21 protein-coding genes are annotated in these 18,710 nt (G+C 55.3%); 10 read left to right on the forward strand and 11 right to left on the reverse strand.

Features of this window, described 5'->3' with window-relative positions:
• Window positions 1–15: 15 nt before the first annotated feature.
• From rph to hemW, 3 genes are read left to right on the forward strand one after another with little or no spacing between them, the layout of a single operon-like run.
• Window positions 16–729 carry a ribonuclease PH gene (gene rph, locus BLW66_RS07810; RefSeq protein WP_089946560.1) on the forward strand — a complete coding sequence of 238 codons (714 nt, stop codon included), beginning with the start codon at window positions 16–18 and terminating at the stop codon, window positions 727–729.
• Between the two features lie 3 nt (window positions 730–732).
• On the forward strand, window positions 733–1,341 hold the full coding sequence (rdgB, locus tag BLW66_RS07815; RefSeq protein WP_089946561.1) for an RdgB/HAM1 family non-canonical purine NTP pyrophosphatase: 609 nt from the start codon (window positions 733–735) through the stop codon (window positions 1,339–1,341).
• A complete protein-coding gene (gene hemW / locus BLW66_RS07820) occupies window positions 1,331–2,491 on the forward strand; it encodes a radical SAM family heme chaperone HemW (protein WP_089946562.1) in 1,161 nt (386 codons plus the stop codon). Before rdgB ends, hemW begins: the two co-directional genes overlap by 11 nt.
• 5 nt (window positions 2,492–2,496) lie before the next feature.
• On the opposite strand, the gene BLW66_RS07825 is transcribed toward hemW, so the two are convergent.
• From BLW66_RS07825 to hemJ, 7 genes are all read right to left on the reverse strand, one after another.
• Window positions 2,497–3,378, reverse strand: coding sequence for a ParB/RepB/Spo0J family partition protein (locus BLW66_RS07825; protein ID WP_089946563.1), 882 nt, complete (start codon window positions 3,376–3,378; stop codon window positions 2,497–2,499).
• A gap of 1 nt (window position 3,379) precedes the next feature.
• Entirely contained in the window at window positions 3,380–4,180 is an 801-nt protein-coding gene (locus BLW66_RS07830) for a ParA family protein (RefSeq protein WP_089946564.1), read from the reverse strand.
• Complete coding sequence (gene rsmG / locus BLW66_RS07835; RefSeq protein WP_089946565.1) at window positions 4,181–4,807, reverse strand: 16S rRNA (guanine(527)-N(7))-methyltransferase RsmG; 627 nt, start codon at window positions 4,805–4,807, stop codon at window positions 4,181–4,183.
• 1 nt (window position 4,808) lies between these two features.
• Entirely contained in the window at window positions 4,809–6,674 is a 1,866-nt protein-coding gene (gene mnmG / locus BLW66_RS07840) for a tRNA uridine-5-carboxymethylaminomethyl(34) synthesis enzyme MnmG (RefSeq protein ID WP_089946715.1), read from the reverse strand.
• Between the two features lie 11 nt (window positions 6,675–6,685).
• Entirely contained in the window at window positions 6,686–7,966 is a 1,281-nt protein-coding gene (gene mnmE / locus BLW66_RS07845; protein WP_089946566.1) for a tRNA uridine-5-carboxymethylaminomethyl(34) synthesis GTPase MnmE, read from the reverse strand.
• 31 nt (window positions 7,967–7,997) lie between these two features.
• Window positions 7,998–9,269, reverse strand: coding sequence for a transcription termination factor Rho (rho, locus tag BLW66_RS07850; RefSeq protein ID WP_089946567.1), 1,272 nt, complete (start codon window positions 9,267–9,269; stop codon window positions 7,998–8,000).
• A 124-nt stretch (window positions 9,270–9,393) separates the two neighbouring features.
• A complete protein-coding gene (hemJ, locus tag BLW66_RS07855; RefSeq protein WP_089946568.1) occupies window positions 9,394–9,846 on the reverse strand; it encodes a protoporphyrinogen oxidase HemJ in 453 nt (150 codons plus the stop codon).
• Between the two features lie 395 nt (window positions 9,847–10,241).
• Between hemJ and BLW66_RS07860 the strand changes: the two genes are divergently transcribed.
• The 4 genes from BLW66_RS07860 to dnaQ are packed head-to-tail and all read left to right on the forward strand — an operon-like array spanning window position 10,242 to window position 12,946.
• Window positions 10,242–10,841: a Maf family protein gene (locus BLW66_RS07860; RefSeq protein WP_089946569.1), complete on the forward strand. Its 600-nt coding sequence runs from the start codon at window positions 10,242–10,244 to the stop codon at window positions 10,839–10,841.
• Entirely contained in the window at window positions 10,838–11,671 is an 834-nt protein-coding gene (locus BLW66_RS07865) for a shikimate dehydrogenase (RefSeq protein ID WP_089946570.1), read from the forward strand. Before BLW66_RS07860 ends, BLW66_RS07865 begins: the two co-directional genes overlap by 4 nt.
• Window positions 11,668–12,267, forward strand: a complete 600-nt coding sequence (gene coaE / locus BLW66_RS07870) for a dephospho-CoA kinase (protein WP_089946571.1) — start codon at window positions 11,668–11,670, stop codon at window positions 12,265–12,267. Before BLW66_RS07865 ends, coaE begins: the two co-directional genes overlap by 4 nt.
• Window positions 12,260–12,946, forward strand: coding sequence for a DNA polymerase III subunit epsilon (gene dnaQ, locus BLW66_RS07875; RefSeq protein ID WP_089946572.1), 687 nt, complete (start codon window positions 12,260–12,262; stop codon window positions 12,944–12,946). The genes coaE and dnaQ overlap by 8 nt, the downstream gene beginning before the upstream one ends.
• 1 nt (window position 12,947) lies before the next feature.
• Here the strand turns inward: dnaQ and secB are convergent, their stop codons facing one another.
• The gene (secB, locus tag BLW66_RS07880) at window positions 12,948–13,448 is read right to left on the reverse strand and encodes a protein-export chaperone SecB (protein WP_089946573.1); all 501 of its coding nucleotides are present in this window, start codon (window positions 13,446–13,448) and stop codon (window positions 12,948–12,950) included.
• Window positions 13,449–13,517: 69 nt separating this feature from the next.
• Window positions 13,518–14,006 carry an FxsA family protein gene (locus BLW66_RS07885; protein WP_089946574.1) on the reverse strand — a complete coding sequence of 163 codons (489 nt, stop codon included), beginning with the start codon at window positions 14,004–14,006 and terminating at the stop codon, window positions 13,518–13,520.
• A gap of 118 nt (window positions 14,007–14,124) precedes the next feature.
• Here BLW66_RS07885 and BLW66_RS07890 point away from each other — a divergent pair, with 118 nt between their 5' ends.
• Genes BLW66_RS07890 through BLW66_RS07900 form a run of 3 tightly spaced genes read left to right on the forward strand, consistent with a single transcriptional unit; the run spans window position 14,125 to window position 16,413 of the window.
• Window positions 14,125–14,781 carry a Tim44/TimA family putative adaptor protein gene (locus tag BLW66_RS07890; RefSeq protein WP_089946575.1) on the forward strand — a complete coding sequence of 219 codons (657 nt, stop codon included), beginning with the start codon at window positions 14,125–14,127 and terminating at the stop codon, window positions 14,779–14,781.
• A gap of 44 nt (window positions 14,782–14,825) precedes the next feature.
• Window positions 14,826–15,815 (forward strand): murein transglycosylase A, encoded by a 990-nt coding sequence (gene mltA / locus BLW66_RS07895; RefSeq protein ID WP_244508578.1) that lies wholly within the window; start codon window positions 14,826–14,828, stop codon window positions 15,813–15,815.
• A gap of 4 nt (window positions 15,816–15,819) precedes the next feature.
• Window positions 15,820–16,413, forward strand: a complete 594-nt coding sequence (locus tag BLW66_RS07900) for a Smr/MutS family protein (protein WP_089946577.1) — start codon at window positions 15,820–15,822, stop codon at window positions 16,411–16,413.
• Here the strand turns inward: BLW66_RS07900 and BLW66_RS07905 are convergent.
• Both BLW66_RS07905 and BLW66_RS07910 read right to left on the reverse strand, forming a co-directional pair.
• Window positions 16,375–17,619, reverse strand: coding sequence for an MFS transporter (locus BLW66_RS07905; protein WP_089946578.1), 1,245 nt, complete (start codon window positions 17,617–17,619; stop codon window positions 16,375–16,377). The two genes, BLW66_RS07900 and BLW66_RS07905, sit on opposite strands and share 39 nt — an antisense overlap.
• On the reverse strand, window positions 17,619–18,710 hold the full coding sequence (locus BLW66_RS07910; RefSeq protein ID WP_089946579.1) for an alpha/beta hydrolase: 1,092 nt from the start codon (window positions 18,708–18,710) through the stop codon (window positions 17,619–17,621). Before BLW66_RS07910 ends, BLW66_RS07905 begins: the two co-directional genes overlap by 1 nt.

Here is an 18,710-nt window from a genome sequence, read left to right on the forward strand (position 1 = left end):
AACAGGAGAATTGCCATGCGCCCCTCTGGCCGCCAGCTTGACGAAATGCGTTCCATCACAATCGAAACCAATGTGACCCGCCACGCGGAGGGTTCTTGTTTGATTAAGTGCGGCGATACGCATGTTTTGTGCACCGCATCAGTTGATGAGCGCGTTCCATCCTTCTTGCGCAATTCGGGCCTGGGCTGGGTGACTGCCGAATACGGCATGCTGCCCCGTGCGACGCACACGCGGATGAATCGCGAAGCCAAACGCGGCCAATCAGGTCGCACGCAGGAAATTCAGCGCCTTATCGGTCGTTCTTTGCGTGCTGGCGTTGATCGCGTTGCCATGGGCGAGCGTCAGATCGTCGTTGATTGTGATGTCATCCAAGCCGACGGCGGAACACGCTGCGCGTCGATCACTGGCGGTTGGGTCGCCCTTCGCTTGGCCGTTAACGCCCTGATGAAGGCTGGCGACATCAAAACCGACCCCCTTACCGATCACGTTGCAGCGGTCAGCTGTGGCATCTACGCGGGCCAGCCGGTTCTTGATCTGGACTACCCAGAGGACAGCGACGCCGGAACAGACGCCAATTTTGTCATGACCGGCAGCATGGGCCTGATTGAGGTCCAAGGATCAGCCGAAGGCGCAACATTCAGCCGCGCCGAGCTGAACCAGTTGATGGATCTTGCGGAAAAAGGCGTCGCGGAGCTGACCGCCGCACAAAAAGCAGCTGTTGAGGGCTAAGTCATGCGGAAATTTACTGGCGATACGTTGCTGGTGGCGACCCACAACGCGGGCAAACTGGAAGAAATTTCGGCGCTACTAGAACCTTACGGCATCAAAGTCACGTCAGCCGCAGATCACAGCCTGCCAGAACCCGATGAAACCGAAACGACCTTTGCTGGTAACGCGCGGATCAAAGCGCACGCTGCGGCAAAGGCCACAGGTTTACCGGCGTTGGCCGACGACAGTGGGATCGAGGTTGACTGCCTAAACGGCGCGCCCGGCGTCTATACAGCCGACTGGTCAGAAACACCGAACGGCCGCGACTTCGTGCTCGCTATGACGAGAACTCATGATGAGGTCATCAAAACCGGTGCGCCGGCCCCTTGGACCGCCCGTTTCTGCGCCACGCTCGTTTTGGCATGGCCCGATGGCCACGACGAGGTATTCGCGGGAACCATGGCAGGCCAACTGGTTTGGCCAATGCGCGGCGATCAAGGGCACGGCTACGACCCGATCTTCAAGCCCAACGGCTACGACATCACATTTGGCGAGATGGACCGTTGGGAGAAAAACAAGATCAGTCACCGCGCCAAGGCCTTTGCCAAACTGGTAAAAGCCTTTGAATCCTGAGAACTGGCAACGCGCCGGCTTTGGCGTCTACGTCCATTGGCCGTTCTGTCAGGCAAAATGCCCCTATTGTGATTTTAACAGCCACGTCTCGAAGAATGTGGACCAAACCGCGTGGGTTAGAGCCTATTTGAGCGAATTAGACCGGCTGGCCGCGGTTACGCCTGACCGCATCGTCAGCACCATTTTCTTCGGTGGTGGCACGCCAAGCTTGATGCTGCCCGAAACGGTTGATGCAATTATTGGGCGTATACGGAAAAACTGGCGGTGTACCAATGACATAGAGGTCACGCTTGAAGCGAACCCTACCTCAGTAGAAGCCTCTCGGTTTCGAGGGTTTCAGCTCGCGGGCGTCAACCGTATATCTATGGGCATTCAGGCTCTAAACGACCCCGACCTCAGACGCTTAGGCAGGCTCCACACTGTTAAAGAGGCAGAGCAAGCCTTTGATGTAGCGAGGAATATTTTTGAACGCGTCAGTTTCGATCTAATCTATGCACGTCAGGATCAAACCGCCCGCGACTGGGAAGCGGAGCTTACCCGTGCGCTTGATATGGCAGCGGACCACCTGTCTCTCTATCAACTGACCATTGAGGATGGCACTGCCTTTGGCGACCGGTTTGCACGCGGGGGGCTTGCCGGGCTGCCAAGCGAAGATTTGTCCGCTGATCTCTTCGAGATCACTCAAGACCTGACCGAACAACACGGCTTTTCCGCATATGAAGTGTCTAATCACGCCAAAGCGGGTCAAGAATCGCGCCATAACCTTGTATATTGGCGTGGCGGCGATTACGTCGGCGTCGGCCCAGGTGCGCACGGACGTTTTGATGCAAACGGTGCGCGCTACGCGACGGAGACCTATCTGGCGCCAACCAAATGGCTGGACGAAGTCAGTTCGCGTGGAAATGGTGAAAGTGTCAAAAACGCGCTCTCAAAAGAAGAGCAGGCCTTAGAGTATCTTCTAATGTCCCTCAGGCTAGCCGAAGGCTGTGACTTAGATCGGCTATATAGCTTAGATGTAAATGCTATTTCATCAAATAAAATCAACGAGTTGTCCGAATCTGGCCACCTAGTCGCGAATGCCGGACGCATAGCGGTACCCGCGAATTCGCGTATACTGCTGAACTCTATATTGGCAAGATTACTGGCGTAACGCCGCTAGTTTCCTGCCAATATGCGGCACAGCTCGTCTAGTTGCTCAAAGTCTTTGTAGCTGATGGTAATTCGCCCACCTTCGGTGCCCGCTTTGTGATCGATGCTAACTGGCATCTTCAAAGTCGCCGACAGATCGCCCTCCAACGCCTTAGTATCAGCGTCTTTTTCTTTCTGGGCCTTTGGCTTTACGGCCTTTGGGCCAGCCAAGCCAACCTTCGCCAACCGCTCCGTTTCGCGAACAGATAACCCGTTTTTCACCACCTTACGGGCGAGCTCGCTCGCGTTGTCCGTCGTGATCAGCGCGCGCGCGTGCCCGATCGTCAGATCCCCCTGCCTTAAAAGCAAAACGACATCATCAGGCAAATTTAGCAGCCGCATCAAATTCGCGATATGGCTCCGGCTTTTACCAAGGGCGCTGGCAAGCTGCTCTTGGGTGTGACCAAATTTATCTTGCAGTTGACGGTAGCCCATCGCCTCTTCGACAGGGTTCAGATCCGCCCGCTGGATGTTCTCGATAATCGCAATTTCAAGGACTTCCGTGTCGTTGAGTTCGCGCAAAACCACAGGCACTTCATGAAGTTGCGCCATTTGCGCTGCGCGCCACCGCCGCTCCCCTGCGACAATCTCAAACCTGTCCGCATGCTTAGGATGGACACGAACGATCAGGGGCTGAATGATACCCTTCGTGCGGAGCGATTCTGCCAGCTCTTCCAGGTTCTCTTTTACAAAATCACGGCGCGGCTGGTCCGGGTTCGGCTCGATCCGTTCAATCGGAACGATGCGTTCACCGACACCTGAACTGCTCTCTGACTTAGACGGCGTAGCCACATCAATATCCGCCATCAATGCGGATAAGCCGCGCCCCAAACCACGTTTTTCCACCATTTTAAGCTCCGTCCTGAAGTCTGTGCCGTTTAAGAATTTCTGTCGCTAGTGACTTGTAGGCGACCGCCCCAAGCGAGCTCGGGTCGTAGTTTATCACCGGCAAACCGTAAGACGGTGCCTCACTAAGCCGAACATTCCGCGGAATCATTGTTTTGAAAACCAACTCACGAAGGTTCTCGCGCACGTCCAACTCGACTTGATGGCACAAGTTGTTGCGCCTATCATACATGGTGAGCACAACACCTTCCATGCGAAGCCGCTTGTTTGCGGTTTCCCTAATCTCACGAATTGAAAGCATCAGTTGGGACAACCCCTCTAACGCAAAAAATTCCGCCTGAAGGGGCACAAGAACTGAATCTGACGCAACCATGGCGTTTAACGTCAGAAGGTTCAATGAAGGTGGGCAATCAATCAGAATATAGTCCAAGCCAAGCGCGTCCACATCCGGCCCAGCTAAGGCATCGTTGATGAGGAATATTCGTCGCGCCGTCGACACCAGTTCAATATCGGCAGAGCTTAGGTCAGAGTTTGCTGGGGAAATCAGGAGGCCCGGTACAGCGGTTTCTCTGAGTATCTCGCTCAGCGGCGTTTCGTTCAGCAGTAAGTCATACGTCGTTTTCTGGCGGTCCGAGTGGTCCACGCCAAGCCCAGTCGACGCGTTTCCCTGAGGGTCCAAGTCAATAATAGCGACTTTCATCCCTTTAGCCGCCAGTGAAGCGCCCAGGTTTATGGTCGTTGTCGTCTTGCCAACGCCGCCTTTTTGGTTTGCGACAGAGATGATTTTTGGTGGCTTAGTCGCCATTTATGCCGCTCGCTTTAATTTCTTTATTGTTAGAAGCGCAGAGGATGGGTTTGTTTTGCTCTGCTGCGTCGTTACGTCAAATTCCCACACCTTTGACGCCCTGTCTAGCTCCGTTAGATGCTGTTCGCCCTTTAAAAACAAGCCCGTCCCATCAGGCCTTAGGTGTCGCTCCGTCATGATAAACAGATCCGCGAGCGGCGCGAGCGCCCTTGCTGTGACCACATCAGATGACAACGGCGCTATGTCCTCTACCCGCTTCGCATGGATGTTTACTGTTAACCCCATTTCTCGTGCCGCCGTTGACAAAAAAGAAGCCTTTCGGACATCCGACTCAATCAATGATACGCTGAGGTTTGGAAGCTTTTCGGCCGCTATCGCGGCGATCACCAGTCCTGGAAATCCACCACCGGAGCCGAAATCGCTCAGGTTTTCGCTTCCCTGAGGTATTGCATCGAAAACCTGCGCGGAGTCCAAGAAATGCCGTGACCAGACCGAGTCAACTGTCGATCTCGCAACCAAGTTAATTTTAGAGGTCCATTTTCTCAGGACATTTTCATATGTTTGAAGCCGCTCTAGTGTTTCACGTGAAACATTTTGTTGGTCAGCGAACAGTTCTTTATCAGTCATACTATCCAACGCGTGCCTTCAAAACCTTCAGGCGCCCTAAGATCAAAGTAAGTGCGGCTGGCGTTACGCCGTCCACCTTCGCTGCCTGCGCTAGCGTCTCAGGTCGCGCCTTAGATAGCTTCGCCTTAAGCTCGTTTGATAAACCCGTAAGCTCCGTAAAATCAAAATCTATAGGAATTACAACGGCTTCATCCCGCTGCAAGGTCTCGGCATCCCTCGTCTGCCGCTCGATATAACTCGCGTAAAGCGCGTCTCTAGAGATTTGAGTAACGATCTCGGGCTCAACTGTATCTTCAGGCGGAAGAAGTGGCCTGATGTCATCCACAGTAATGTCAGGAAAGGACAGTAGCTCGAAAGCCGTCCTACGTTTACCGTCTTTCTTAACAGAAAGCCCCGCGCGCTCCGCTTCTTGAGGGGAGAGGCAAACAGCCTCCATACTCGACCGCAGCTTCGTCAGTTTAGATTTCTTCACCTCAAACTGGTTACGACGAACAGAACCGACACATCCGACTTGAATCCCCTTATCAGTCAACCTCTGGTCAGCATTATCCGCGCGGAGTGACATACGGTACTCCGCTCGCGACGTGAACATCCGGTAGGGTTCCTGTACCCCTCGAGAAATCAGATCGTCGATCATGACGCCGATATACGCCTCTGAACGGCTGATGATGAAATCATCAAGTCCCTGAGATTTGCGAGCAGCGTTGATACCCGCAATCAAACCCTGCGCGCCGGCTTCTTCATAGCCGGTGGTCCCGTTAATTTGCCCTGCAAGGAACAAACCCGGTGCAACCCGAAGCTCTAAGGTTCTGGTTAACGCCCTCGGGTCAACATAGTCGTACTCGATTGCATAGCCCGGCTGCAGGATCTTCGCACCCTCAAGTCCTTGAATCGACTGGACATAGCTCTCCTGAACATCAATCGGCAAAGACGTTGAGATACCATTCGGGTAAACCGAATTGCTGTCCAAGCCCTCTGGCTCAAGAAAAACTTGATGCGACGTCTTATCCGCAAACCGAACCACTTTATCTTCGATAGATGGGCAATACCGCGGACCAACGCCGTCGATATGGCCGCCATACATCGCAGAACGTTCCAGATTTTCGCGAATCAGGTCGTGCGTCCGCTCATTGGTGTGAGTGATCCCACAGGAGATTTGCCGAGCAGTGGCAGATTTCGACAGAAACGAGAACAACTCCGGCTCATCATCCCCGGGCTGCATCTCCAATATTGACCAATTAATACTGTCACTTGCTAACCTAGGGGGGGTTCCCGTCTTCAATCGACCCATATCGACGCCAAACCCGTCGATGCGCTCCGCCAACTTCACTACAGGCGAATCGCCAATACGACCACCAGGGCGGGATACGTCCCCGATGTGGATAACGCCCCGCAGGAATGTGCCCGCGGTCAGAACAACAGCGCCAGCCGTAATCTGCGACCCGTCCGCTAGGACAACGCCGCGAACAGTTTCATTATCCATAATGAGGTCGGCGACCTCGCCCTCCACAACCGAGAGGTTTTCCTGCTCTGAGATAAATGACTGAATCGCCTGTCGGTACAGCGCTCGATCGGCTTGCGCCCGCGGGCCTTGAACTGCTGGGCCCTTCCGTCTGTTCAAAAGCCGGAATTGAATGCCCGCGGCGTCGGCCGCGCGGCCCATAATACCGTCCAAGGCATCGATTTCACGCACTAAGTGCCCTTTTCCGAGCCCGCCGATAGCAGGATTACACGACATAACGCCAATGGTTTCGGCTTTTTGGGTAACCAACGCGGTACGCGCACCTGTTCGGGCCGCGGCATGTGCTGCCTCGGTTCCGGCATGCCCGCCGCCAATCACCACTACGTCAAACGACGAATGTTTCACGTGAAACACTCCTACTTACCTAAACAGAAACTTGCGAATATCTCATCCAAGACGGACTCAACATCGACACGGCCTATCATACTTTCAAGGGCTCGCACAGCGGTTCTAAGTTCTTCTGCCGCGATCTCCGCGCGATCCATCCCGAATCGCAGTTCTTCATCGCACGCACTAAGGGCGACAGAGGCTTTCACCAGCGCCACGCGATGGCGCTCTCGTATCGCCAAACCTGCTCCAGCCGCACGGGATTCCAATACCGCGTAAGCGCGGTCTAGCAGCTCCGGCACGCCTTCACCGGTTAGCCCTGAAACACCCGCCCCACTTTGATCCGACTTTCCCTGAACCACAATGTCGTCAGCTTGCTTAGCCAACGCAACATCACTACCCGATCCGTCTAGCAAGAATACCCTCAAGTCAGCGGTCTCCGCCCGTGCAACCGCACGGCTGATGCCAATTCCTTCGACCTCATCATCAGTGTCACGCAGCCCCGCTGTATCAAGGAACGTAACAGGCAACCCCCTAAGGTCCATACGGACCTCAATGATATCACGCGTTGTCCCTGCAACAGAGGAGGTGATCGCCGCCTCACGACCTGCTAACATATTGAGAAGCGTGGACTTTCCGATATTGGGTGGTCCGACGATGGCGATCTCGAAACCGTCACGGATACGCTCTGCCGCTCCCACACCTTCAGCGGTCTTATCAAGCTCTTGCCGCACGCCGCCGGTGAGATCTTGAACCTCTGGCGATACATCGACCGGCACATCCTCGTCAGCAAAATCGATCGTGGCTTCTAGCAAGGCCGCAGCGCGGATTAAATCCTTCCGCCATGCTTCAGCTTTTTCGCCCAATGCACCGCTAAAGACCTTAACCGCTTGCCGCCTCTGCGCTTCGGTTTCCGCGTCGATTAGATCTGCCAAGCCTTCGACCTGCGCCAAATCCAAACATCCGTTTTGCATCGCCCTGCGTGTAAATTCGCCTGGCTCGGCCAAGCGCAAGCCGTCAATGTCCCCTAGCAGGCCAAGCACAGCGGCGATGATTGCTGGGCTGCCGTGAAGTTGGAATTCGATGACTGCCTCGCCAGTGAAGCTCCCGCCCTCCGCAAAGCCCAGCACAAGTGCTTGATCGACAAGCTCACCCGCCGCGTCGACGACTTCTGCCAACACAGGTTTTCGTACGGGAATTTCCCTTTTCGTCAGCTGATGCGCGGCCTCAAAGGCCATTGGGCCTGATAACCTGACAATAGAAACGCCTGATCTACCCCGCGCAGTTGCGAGGGCGAATATAGTGTCCATATTCCATTACCTTTCTGTTTTTAAACAGAAATTAGGTGTTCATTGAATCGAAGAAATCGTCGTTTGACTTGGTTTGCTTCAGCTTGCCAAGCAAGAACTCAATCGCATCTGTCGTGCCCATTGGGTTCAAGATACGGCGCAGAACAAAGGTCTTTTGCAAGTCGTTCTTATCGACCAACAACTCTTCCTTACGCGTACCGGACTTGAGAATATCCATCGCAGGGAAGACCCGTTTATCCGCCACTTTGCGATCAAGGACGATTTCAGAGTTACCGGTCCCTTTGAACTCTTCAAAGATGACTTCATCCATCCGCGACCCAGTATCGATCAGCGCCGTTGCGATGATCGTCAAAGAGCCACCTTCCTCGATGTTACGTGCAGCCCCGAAGAAGCGCTTCGGACGCTGTAGCGCGTTCGCATCCACACCACCGGTCAAAACTTTACCCGAGGACGGCACCACTGTGTTGAACGCACGGCCCAAGCGGGTGATGGAGTCGAGCAGGATCACAACGTCGCGTTTATGTTCTACCAGACGTTTCGCCTTCTCGATCACCATTTCGGACACACCGACGTGGCGGGTTGCTGGCTCATCAAAAGTAGAGCTCACAACTTCACCCTTAACGGTGCGCTGCATGTCGGTAACTTCTTCCGGACGCTCGTCGATCAGCAGAACGATCAAATAGCATTCCGGATGGTTCTCTTCGATAGACTTGGCGATATTTTGCAGCAAAACGGTCTTACCCGTCCGCGGTGGCGCCACGATCAAGGACCGCTGCCCCTTACCGATCGGCGCAACCAAGTCGATAATCCGTGCGGAGCGGTCTTTGATCGTTGGGTCTTTCAACTCCATCGTCAGTCGCTCATCAGGGTAGAGCGGCGTTAGGTTGTCAAAAGACACCTTGTGACGCGCTTTTTCAGGGTCTTCGAAGTTAATCTGCGTCACAGATGTAATCGCAAAATAACGCTCATTCTCTCCTGGGGCGCTCATCACGCCTTCAACTGTGTCACCCGTGCGCAAGGAATGCTTACGGATCATTTCCGGCGATACGTAGATATCATCTGGGCCTGGCAGGTAGTTCGCCTCAGGCGAGCGCAGGAAGCCGAAACCGTCCTGAAGCACTTCCAGAACACCGTCGCCACTGACTTCCCAACCATCCTCAGAGTGCTCCTTGAGGATCGAGAACATGATATCCCCTTTCCGCATCGTGGAGGCGTTTTCAATCTCAAGCTCCTCAGCCATCGCAACCAGCTCGGCGGGGCTGATTTTTTTGAGGTCGGCGAGATTAATCTTATCTTCGGACATGAGGGATCACCCAATTCAGGTGGCAACGAGGCCAGTGCGGTAATGTATTTCTTAGGGATTCAGCGCAGCCGGACGGCCGCTAAGGGCGTTGGGTATCAATCAGGACGTGTTGAGTCAATCCGCTTCAGAATGGCCGCGCGATAACCATGACGACAATCGCGATCATCAGCACCGTCGGAACCTCGTTCATCAGCCGGTAAGTCCTACCCGTGCGCGTGTTCTTTCCTGCGGCAAACTCACCAAGTCGCGCTTGCAACCAATGGTGGAAACCCGTCATTCCAAGCACCGCGCCCGCTTTTACCCATGGCCAGACATCCGACCAATCGACAATCCCCGGTGTGAACACCAAAGCTAAACCAAAGACCCACGTGCTGATCATCGCGGGGTTCATGATCAACCGAAACAGCTTGCGCTCCATCATCTTGAAGAGCGCGTCGGTTTCCGAACCAATCTGAACCTTCTCTGTATGATGCACGAACAAGCGTGGAAGGTAGAACAGACCTGCCATCCAAGAGATGACAGAGATGACATGCAGACTTTTGGTCCAAGGATAGATCTGTGCCAGAAAATCGCTCATATGCGCCTCGCTCTCTTTTATCCTTCTTAAATAATTAAAGAAGAAAGAAAAGATGATGTTGTTAGTAGGTACAGTGGATAGTGTGGATCAAATACTTGTCCACTGGTGATTGATCACGAGTTTGAACTTCTGCACAGATACTTTCACTTCACATATTATTGTTTATTTACATATAGTTAAATGAAATACCGTCTCGGTAAGAATCTGGGGATAAATACGGGATCAAATTGCCTTCAGCGAAACCACTCACATGCATGATTTGGCCAATCCCCAAGGGATAAACGTAGGGCCAGAATCCTAACAGTGTGGGTAATATGCCCGAGTTCAGCAAACGCGGTGGATAAGCTCAGGTTACCGCAATATATATCCCTTAGCTTTCCCTCAGAGTTATCCACATGACCCGCCCCATAATTCTAGCATCAGGCTCCGAAACACGGCAGGCGATGTTGCGCCAAGCAGGTGTAGACTTCACTTCCAAGCTGGCGCGGATAGATGAAGATAGCATTAAAGCGTCTCTGCTGGCAGAGGACGCGCCCCCACGTGATGTTGCAGATGCTTTGGCGGAATTCAAAGCGCGCCGTGTGGCGCAGCAGCATCCGGAAGCCTTGGTTATTGGCAGCGATCAGGTCCTTGAGGTTGGGGGTGCTATCTTGTCAAAACCTGTCACGGCTGAGGATGCCATTGCGCAACTCAGCCAAATGTCGGGCAAGCAGCACAAGTTGTTGTCCGCTGTGGTGATATATGAAGACGCCAAGCCGGTGTGGCGCACCGTGGGCCAAGTCCGGTTAACCGTGCGTATATTGAGCCCCGACTATATAGAGAGCTATGTTGCCCGAAACTGGGAAGACATTCGCCATTGTGTCGGTGGATACCAGATAGAAGCCGAAGGCGCGCGGCTTTTCGCTCGGGTGGACGGGGACTATTTCACGGTGCTCGGAATGCCATTACTAGATGTGTTAGGTTACCTTACTATGTCGGGAGCGATAGACGGATGACCAGCGACACCATTCTTTTGGCAGGCGTAATTGGCCAGCCCATCGTGCAAAGCAAGTCGCCTGTCCTTCATGGACATTGGCTGCAACGCTACGGGATCAAGGGACATTACATCCCGATGGACGTTTCCAGCGCCAACCTGCCTCATGTTTTGAATAACCTGCCAAAGATGGGCTTTCGGGGGGTGAACATCACCCTGCCCCATAAGGAAAGCGTGCTGGATCTGGCAGATGTCATTTCCGACAGGGCCGCGCTGATTGGCGCAGCCAACACGCTGACCTTTCAAAGCGACGGTAAACTGCATGCTGATAACACGGATGGGTTGGGGTTCATTGCCAACTTGAAGCAGGAAGCACCCGGTTGGGATCCGAAAGCCGGTCCGGCTCTTGTGCTTGGCGCAGGCGGTGCAGCGCGCGCAATCGTCGCGGCCTTGCTCCATGAGAAGGTGCCGGAGATTATCCTGACCAACCGCACCCGCGCCCGCGCCGATGCGTTGAAAGCGCATTTTGGTGGGAAGATTAAGGTTGTCGATTGGACGCAGGCAGCAAGCCACCTTGATGAAGCGACAACCTTGGTGAACACAACAGCGCTTGGGATGACCGGCAAAGAGGAGTTGAAGTTCAAACTTGATGAGCTGACGCCGAAAACTCTGGTCACGGATATCGTCTATAGCCCGCTAATTACCCCCCTTCTTGCACAAGCCAAGGAACGCGGCTGCTACACGGTCGATGGTCTCGGGATGCTGCTTCACCAAGCCGTTCCGGGGTTTGAGCGGTGGTTTGGTCGTGCGCCGCAAGTCGACGCAGAACTGCGCCGTGCCGTGTTGGCATGACGAACCGCTGCTTTGTGCTGGGGCTGACTGGCTCCATCGGGATGGGTAAATCGACGACGGCCCAGATGTTTCGTGACTTGGGTGTACCGGTCTGGGACGCTGATCAGGCTGTAGCGGTGCTTTATGGCCCTGACGGGGGGGCATTGGCTGCCCTAGCCGCGATTGACCCCAGTTTCGTGAGGCAAGGCATCGCTGACCGCGATGCGATGAAACAGGCCATCTCAGGCGATTCCGTCGTGCTTGCAGCTATTGAGGAAGCCGTGCATCCACTTGTGCGTGCCAGCCGAGTGGGCTTTTTAAAGGAAAACCGGACAGCAGGTTTGGTAGTGCTGGACATCCCATTGCTGTTTGAGACGGGTGCAGAAGATCAGGTCGATGCAGTGCTTGTCGTTACTGCGCCCGAAGATGTTCAGTATGACCGCGTTATGGCGCGCGGGACCATGACGCCGGACATGTTCAAAGCGATACGAGCCAAGCAACTGCCCGACGATGAGAAGCGGCAACGGGCTGACTATGTAATCGAGACTTTGACCCTTGAAGGCACCAAAGCGGATGTGACATCTCTGGTCAAAGAATTGAGGGCAAAACATGCGTGAAATCGTACTGGATACAGAAACCACCGGTTTTGAGCCGGGCGAAGGGGACCGCATCGTAGAAATCGGTGCGGTGGAACTGTACAACCATATGCCAACGGGCAAGGTTTACCATCAATACATCAATCCAGAGCGGGCCATGCCACAGGGCGCGTTCGAGGTGCACGGGTTAGGTGACGAATTCCTGCGCGACAAACCTGTGTTCAAAAAGGTGGGCCAAGACTTCTTGGACTTCGTCGGCGATGCCACAATGGTCATCCACAACGCCGCCTTTGATATGAAATTCCTCAATGCGGAACTGGGTTGGGCTGGCTTCCGGCTCCTTCCCAACTCTCAGGCGCTTGATACGCTCGCAATTGCCCGTAAGCGTTTCCCCGGATCGCCAGCTACGCTTGATGCGTTGTGCCGTCGTTTTGGGATCGACAACTCTGCGCGTGAGAAGCACGGCGCGTTGCTTGACAGTGAAATTCTGGCGGAGGTCTATCTGGAGCTGATCGGTGGTCGGCAGCCGGATCTGGTGTTGGCGCCAACAGGTCACAACGACGGGCAGGATCAGTCCGCACCTGCTTGGCGGGCCACGGCGCGGCCGACGCCCCTTCCTTCACGGATTACCGAGGAAGAACGCGCCGCCCATGAGGCCTTTGTGGCAAAGCTGGGCGGCGCGGCTGTTTGGAACTCGTAGACTACGCGTCTGCGGTTTTGGTTGCAGCCTCTGCCTGCGCGCGGCGGGCCAGCTCGTTGCGGTAAAGCGCAAGGAAATCAATGGTTTCCAAGTTCAGCGGCGGGAAGCCACCGTCACGGGTTACGTCTGACACGATGCGGCGCAGGTATGGGAACAACATGCGTGGGCATTCGATCATCAGGTAGGGGTGAAGCTGCTCTTCCGGTACGTTCTCAACTTTGAAGATGCCGGTATATTCCAGCTCCATCAAAAAGATCGGTTTGCCTTCGCCAGTCGTTTTCGCAGTGACTTCCAGCTTGGTGGAAACCTCGAACTGGTTTTCTTCACCACGCTTTTTAGCGTCGAGGTTAACCTGAACCTGAATATCCGGCGTCTGGTCGCCTTCGCCTAGGCCCTTTTGGGCGGCGATGTTCTCGAAGGACATGTCCTTGATGAACTGAGCCAAAACTTGCATGCGGGGTGGTGTAGGGGCGGTTGGTGCCGCGCCATTTTCTTCGGCCATCTTAGGCGTCTCCTTAAAGCGGTAAACTAACTTGGCATGTGCTTAACAGGTCGTCACGTTCGCCTCAACTCAATGCCGTGTCCAGCCCGAAGGTGGCGTATGGGTCGGGCGAGGCGCGTCGTCGTCCAGCTCCGAAAACTCCCCGTCAATGACCCCGCCGTTGTCAGCTGGTCGTGGTTCGCGGCGGTAGTCGGTTTGGACGAAGCTTTGCACTTTAACCTTGCTCCGTAACCAGCGGAACAAGGCCAGCCGTACTGGCGGCACGAGCAGCGCGAACCCGACGGCATCAGTAAAAAACCCTGGGGTAAGTAGTAAAAGGCCGGAGGCGAGGATCATCGCACCGTGCGCCAAAGATTCTGTTGGGTCTTGGAATTCTTGAAGGTTCGATCGGATGTTAGTGATCGCCATAAGTCCTTGGGCGCGCACAAGAAAAGTCCCCATGATCGCTGTTAACACCACGATAGCCAGTGTGGGCCATAGTCCCAACCAGCCACCGACCTGAATGAACAGGGCGATCTCTACGATTGGGATCGAGACGAATAGTAAGAATAACCACATAGCAAAAGCCTGTTCCTGTTAGCGCGTCTTGTGGACTTGTGTCCTTCTAGCACCTACATAAGAGCCTGAGTTCCAATTTGCCAACTTTCCGGCACACAGAGGCGTTGCAGAGCACAATATGATCGAACTTCTAGTTTTGGCGGGCATCGCCGTCTTTCTTATCCTGAAGCTGAAATCGGTGCTGGGCACGCGTGAAGGCTTCGAGAAGCCGCCGTTGCCAATGCCGACACCTACGGACGCGGCGCAGCAAGCGCGTCAAAAGTTCGAAGTCATCGACGGCGGCACTGACCGCGACATCACCGATCACGTGGACGAAAACAGCCCTGCGGCCAAGGCCTTGGCTGATATGAAGCGCGTTGATCCGTCCTTTGGTGTCAGTGACTTTCTTGGTGGCGCACGCGGCGCCTATGAGATGATCCTAATGGCGTTCGAACTGGGCGAGATCGACGACATAGCCCCGTTCTTGTCCGGTGACGTTCTGGAAGCGTTTGAACAAGTGATTGAGCAACGCGAGAAAGAAGGCCTGCTGGTACAGGCGAACTTTGTAGGCGTTCGGGAGATGACGCTGCTCGATGCCGAGTTTGACAAGGACACGAATGAAGGTGAGCTGAAGGTCAAATTCGTGGGTGAGCTGACTTCTGTTGTGCGCGACTCCGCTGGCGACATTGTTGAAGGCGATCCAAACGCAATCAAGCGCGTCAAAGACATCTGGACCTTTGCGCGCATCATGGGCAGCGACGATCCGAACTGGCAACTGGTCGCAACTGGGGAATGAGGCATGTCCGGTGGGCAGCAGTATTTCTCGCGTTGGGACTGGCAATGAGCCCCGACGCGGCCGATGCCGCGCCCACTTACGAAATCCTTAAGTTTGAGGATTTGGACGGCTGGCAGGACGACGACCACAGCGCCGCACTTTCCGTATTTCTGAACACTTGTGCCGATATCAAAGATCCCGAGTGGGCCACGCTCTGCGCGTTGGCAACAAGCCAACCCTCCGCCCGCACGTTCTTTGAGCTGTTCTTTCGACCCGTCCTGATTAACGGCGATGAACCAGCGCTATTCACGGGGTACTTCGAGCCGGAGCTGCGCGGCTCCCGCACTCGTGGTGGGCCTTATCAGTATCCATTGCACAGCAAACCACCCGAAGTCCGAAATGGCACCACGTGGAGTTCCCGTCGTGAGATCGAGGAGCTTGGCCTACTAGAAGGGCGTGGGCTGGAACTCGTTTGGATTGATGATCCGGTAGAGAAGTTTTTCCTGCAGGTGCAAGGCTCCGGCCGCGTGAAGTTGGCTGAGGGTGGCGCGATGCGTGTGGGCTATGGTGGTAAGAACGGCCATGAATATAAGTCCATCGGCCGGGAGTTGATCAGGCGCGGCATCTATGAGCCGCACCAAGTCTCCGCGCAAGTCATCCGCAACTGGGTCAAGCGGAACCCAGTTGATGGGGCGGAGTTGCTGCGACACAACCCGTCGTATGTGTTCTTCCGCGAAGTCTCTGAGGTGCCCGCCGACAAGGGCCCTTTGGGTGCGATGAACAGGTCCATTACGCCGATGCGGTCCATTGCGGTCGATCCAAAGTACAATCTTTTGGGCGGGCCTATCTGGATTGAAAAAGCCGGTGCGAAACCGCTGAAACGCCTGATGATCGCGCAGGACACGGGGTCTGCCATCAAGGGCGCGCAACGCGCGGACATCTATTACGGCACGGGCGATAAGGCTGGTCGGGCGGCTGGCCGCATCCGCGATAAGGGCCGCCTTGTGTCGCTGATGCCGATCCAAACCGCATACACCCTCGTCCCTGGGGGATGACCTGATGAAACGCGGCAAGAGAAACCTAAGACCCGAGGAGCAAGAGCTTTGGGCGCGCGTTACGGAAACCGCAATCCCGATGACCGTGCGCGCGAAGGCTAAACTTGCCGATAAACCGATAAAAACGAAGGTGCCGGACCCAGTTTCCCCGCGCTCTATAAAGTCGTTCAAAATTGGTGAGCGGGCTGCGGCAAAAATCCCCAAAAACAATTTAGCGCCAAGCTTGGATCACCAGTTGTCCAAGGCGCATGTTGCGATGGATAAGAAAGCCTTCACCCGTTTGAAGCAGGGCAAGCTTAGCCCGGAGGCGCGTCTGGATTTGCACGGGATGACCTTGGAGCAAGCGCACCCTCGCCTCAACCGCTTCATTCTGGATGCACATGCGCAGGGAAAGCGCTTGGTTTTGGTGATCACGGGCAAGGGCAAAAGCCGCGATGACAACGGGCCGATACCTACGAGACTAGGTGTGTTGCGCCATCAGGTCCCGCAATGGTTTCAACAACATCCGCTAAAGCCCCATATCTTGCAGATAGCGCAGGCCAGCCTGAAACATGGTGGATCAGGCGCTTACTACGTCTACCTGCGGCGCACGCGATAGCGCGGCGCGCGCCGTGCGAAGACCAACGTATGCGATCAGCGTGGCAGCCACCATGTAGGCGGAGACCCAAACCATCTGGCGGCTGTAATCCACGCCCAAATCAATCACCAATCCCGTCAACCCCGGCCCCACTGCGGAGCCGAACACCATGATAGATGTCGCCATCGCTTTAATGCTTCCTAGGTGACGGGTGCCAAAAAACTCTGCCCAGAAGGCGGAAGGAAGCGTAGCCTGCATCCCTGACGTCATCGCAAAGAAGGCGATCCCTATAGCGCCGCCGAGCAGTGTGGTGCTTTGCGAGAAAATCAGAAACCCGATGGCCAGCGGCAAGGTGTAAACGGCCATGATGCGACCAGTGCCAAACCGGTCGATGGCAAATCCCGATGCCAGCATCGCGCAGATAGACATGCCGGTGTAGACGGGGAACAGGCGGACAAGATCGAAGTGGCTCCAGCCTTTGACCTCCGCCAAATGCACCTGCAAGAAAAAGAATGCTGTGCCGAATGCAGGTGGACCTATCAGAACCGGCGCGACCATCCAGAACAATGGCGACTTCAGCACTTCCCACCGTGTCCAGTGGCGGTCATTCATCCCAGCGATCTGGTTGTCCGTTGCCGACGATTGCGGCGTGCGTTCTTGCTTAAGCAGCAAGAAGATCACTGGCGCGATGACAACCAGCGCGCCAGCGGCGACCAGCCATGTGCTGCGCCATCCAACGAACGCCATAAGGCCAACAAACAGGATTGGCAGCGTCGCCTCTGCGATGGAGAACCCGAAGCTGGCGACGGCCAGCGCGCGACCACGCGCCGCCACGAACCAACGCGCCATAGCGGTGCTGGCGACATGGCTGGACATGCCCTGCCCCATCAGGCGTAGTACGAAAATAAGTGCAATCAGCATGGGCACGGAGGACACAAGCGCCATTGATATACAGGCCAGACTAAGAACCAGCAGAACACTGGGCCCAAGAACACGCACCCTGAAATGATCCGTAAGCCCGCCAACCCAGACCATCGCCACCGCCGAACACAACGTGCCGAGCATATAAATTCCGCCCCATTGGGCGTGAGTCAGGCTGAACTCCGCACGGATTTCACCGGCAAAAATGGATAGAAAGAAAGTCTGTCCAAAGGACGACGAGAACGTCAAAACCAGCCCAGCACTGAGCCAGCTTAGGTTTTCCCGAATAAACCGAAGGGTGTTCACTAGCGGCTCGCCACCGGTGATAGGATCAGGGCTGTCGCATTCTGGACGGTCAACACTGTGCCGGGCAGCAGTCCGCGCCGCCCGCCGTCACCAGATAGCGCGGTGTCCAGATCAGGTATGCCACCTAGCAGCTGTAAAAGCGCGGGCGATTGCGCATTCGGGAAATGATTCAACCCGCCCTCGCTATAGGCCGTGACGTCGATATATGTGATGTCGTAATCCGCGATTTCACTGACATCCTCTAGACGACCTAGGCGGTTCTTCTGGCCTGTTAGCTGCTCGATCAAGCGCAGCGCGCGGTCTTTCTTGGACGAAAAGATGATGAAGGGCTCAGGCAAGTCGCCGATCGCATCAGCCTGCGTTTTGAAAAGGTCTAGATCCAAATCCGGCGCCATTAGGACGACGCCGTCAATCTGGTTCAGAACTCCCGTTTTACCCGACACGCTGAGTTCGCGAAGGGTTTCCATCGTGACCATAGAGCCAAGGGAGTGAGCGACTAGGATGACCTTGTCAGCGTTGGATTTGGTGACTTCCTCGATCAAGCGGCGCAATCCGTCTCTGGCGAACAAGGCGCTGTCACGGTCGTAGGCGTAGTTCAGCGGGTTTCCAGCGGATGGCCATGAATAGGACGCCACGACGCCGGGCAGCCCAAGATCGTGGCTCATCTGCGCAATGCGGTAGATGCCGTCACTGAAGCGGTTGTTGAACCCATGCACAAAGATAACGACGTCGCGGTTCTTCGGCTTCTGCGCCGCCAGCGCTTTGTTCAGGTTCGCCCGCATTTCGCCTGCGTCGCGGTAGGCGTCGGTGGCCGCGACCAAGAAGTGCTTCTGGGGGTCAGGTTCCCTGTTGGGAAACTCTATCTGGCCCGCCTCATGTGACGGGGGGATGGAGACATCAATCAGCCCGTATTGCGACACCCGAGAACGCAAGGTTCCAAACGGTAACTCGTCTGTCTGCCGTGTTGTGGAAAAGAAAACGGGCCGGATCGTGGCGGCCTGCTCCCCCGCCGGTATCCGCGCCAGCCCCCCCTTGTGGGCGCAAGCCGAAAGCAGGACTGCCGCGACAACAAGGAGGAGCTTTACATTCAT

Origin of the sequence: Litoreibacter albidus (genome assembly GCF_900107015.1) — a bacterium.
Classification (GTDB): domain Bacteria; phylum Pseudomonadota; class Alphaproteobacteria; order Rhodobacterales; family Rhodobacteraceae; genus Litoreibacter; species Litoreibacter albidus.

What these genes read in the sequence shown, in the direction of transcription:
- BLW66_RS07890 (WP_089946575.1), top strand. Translation starts at nt 14,125, where the DNA reads ATGATCGAACTTCTAGTTTTGGCGGGCATCGCCGTCTTTCTTATCCTG.
- dnaQ (WP_089946572.1), top strand. Translation starts at nt 12,260, where the DNA reads ATGCGTGAAATCGTACTGGATACAGAAACCACCGGTTTTGAGCCGGGC.
- secB (WP_089946573.1), bottom strand. Translation starts at nt 13,448, where the DNA reads ATGGCCGAAGAAAATGGCGCGGCACCAACCGCCCCTACACCACCCCGC.
- rsmG (WP_089946565.1), bottom strand. Translation starts at nt 4,807, where the DNA reads ATGACTGATAAAGAACTGTTCGCTGACCAACAAAATGTTTCACGTGAA.
- coaE (WP_089946571.1), top strand. Translation starts at nt 11,668, where the DNA reads ATGACGAACCGCTGCTTTGTGCTGGGGCTGACTGGCTCCATCGGGATG.
- mnmE (WP_089946566.1), bottom strand. Translation starts at nt 7,966, where the DNA reads ATGGACACTATATTCGCCCTCGCAACTGCGCGGGGTAGATCAGGCGTT.
- rho (WP_089946567.1), bottom strand. Translation starts at nt 9,269, where the DNA reads ATGTCCGAAGATAAGATTAATCTCGCCGACCTCAAAAAAATCAGCCCC.
- BLW66_RS07885 (WP_089946574.1), bottom strand. Translation starts at nt 14,006, where the DNA reads ATGTGGTTATTCTTACTATTCGTCTCGATCCCAATCGTAGAGATCGCC.
- BLW66_RS07910 (WP_089946579.1), bottom strand. Translation starts at nt 18,710, where the DNA reads ATGAATGTAAAGCTCCTCCTTGTTGTCGCGGCAGTCCTGCTTTCGGCT.
- rdgB (WP_089946561.1), top strand. Translation starts at nt 733, where the DNA reads ATGCGGAAATTTACTGGCGATACGTTGCTGGTGGCGACCCACAACGCG.
- BLW66_RS07865 (WP_089946570.1), top strand. Translation starts at nt 10,838, where the DNA reads ATGACCAGCGACACCATTCTTTTGGCAGGCGTAATTGGCCAGCCCATC.
- mltA (WP_244508578.1), top strand. Translation starts at nt 14,826, where the DNA reads ATGAGCCCCGACGCGGCCGATGCCGCGCCCACTTACGAAATCCTTAAG.
- rph (WP_089946560.1), top strand. Translation starts at nt 16, where the DNA reads ATGCGCCCCTCTGGCCGCCAGCTTGACGAAATGCGTTCCATCACAATC.
- BLW66_RS07900 (WP_089946577.1), top strand. Translation starts at nt 15,820, where the DNA reads ATGAAACGCGGCAAGAGAAACCTAAGACCCGAGGAGCAAGAGCTTTGG.
- BLW66_RS07830 (WP_089946564.1), bottom strand. Translation starts at nt 4,180, where the DNA reads ATGGCGACTAAGCCACCAAAAATCATCTCTGTCGCAAACCAAAAAGGC.
- BLW66_RS07860 (WP_089946569.1), top strand. Translation starts at nt 10,242, where the DNA reads ATGACCCGCCCCATAATTCTAGCATCAGGCTCCGAAACACGGCAGGCG.
- BLW66_RS07825 (WP_089946563.1), bottom strand. Translation starts at nt 3,378, where the DNA reads ATGGTGGAAAAACGTGGTTTGGGGCGCGGCTTATCCGCATTGATGGCG.
- hemJ (WP_089946568.1), bottom strand. Translation starts at nt 9,846, where the DNA reads ATGAGCGATTTTCTGGCACAGATCTATCCTTGGACCAAAAGTCTGCAT.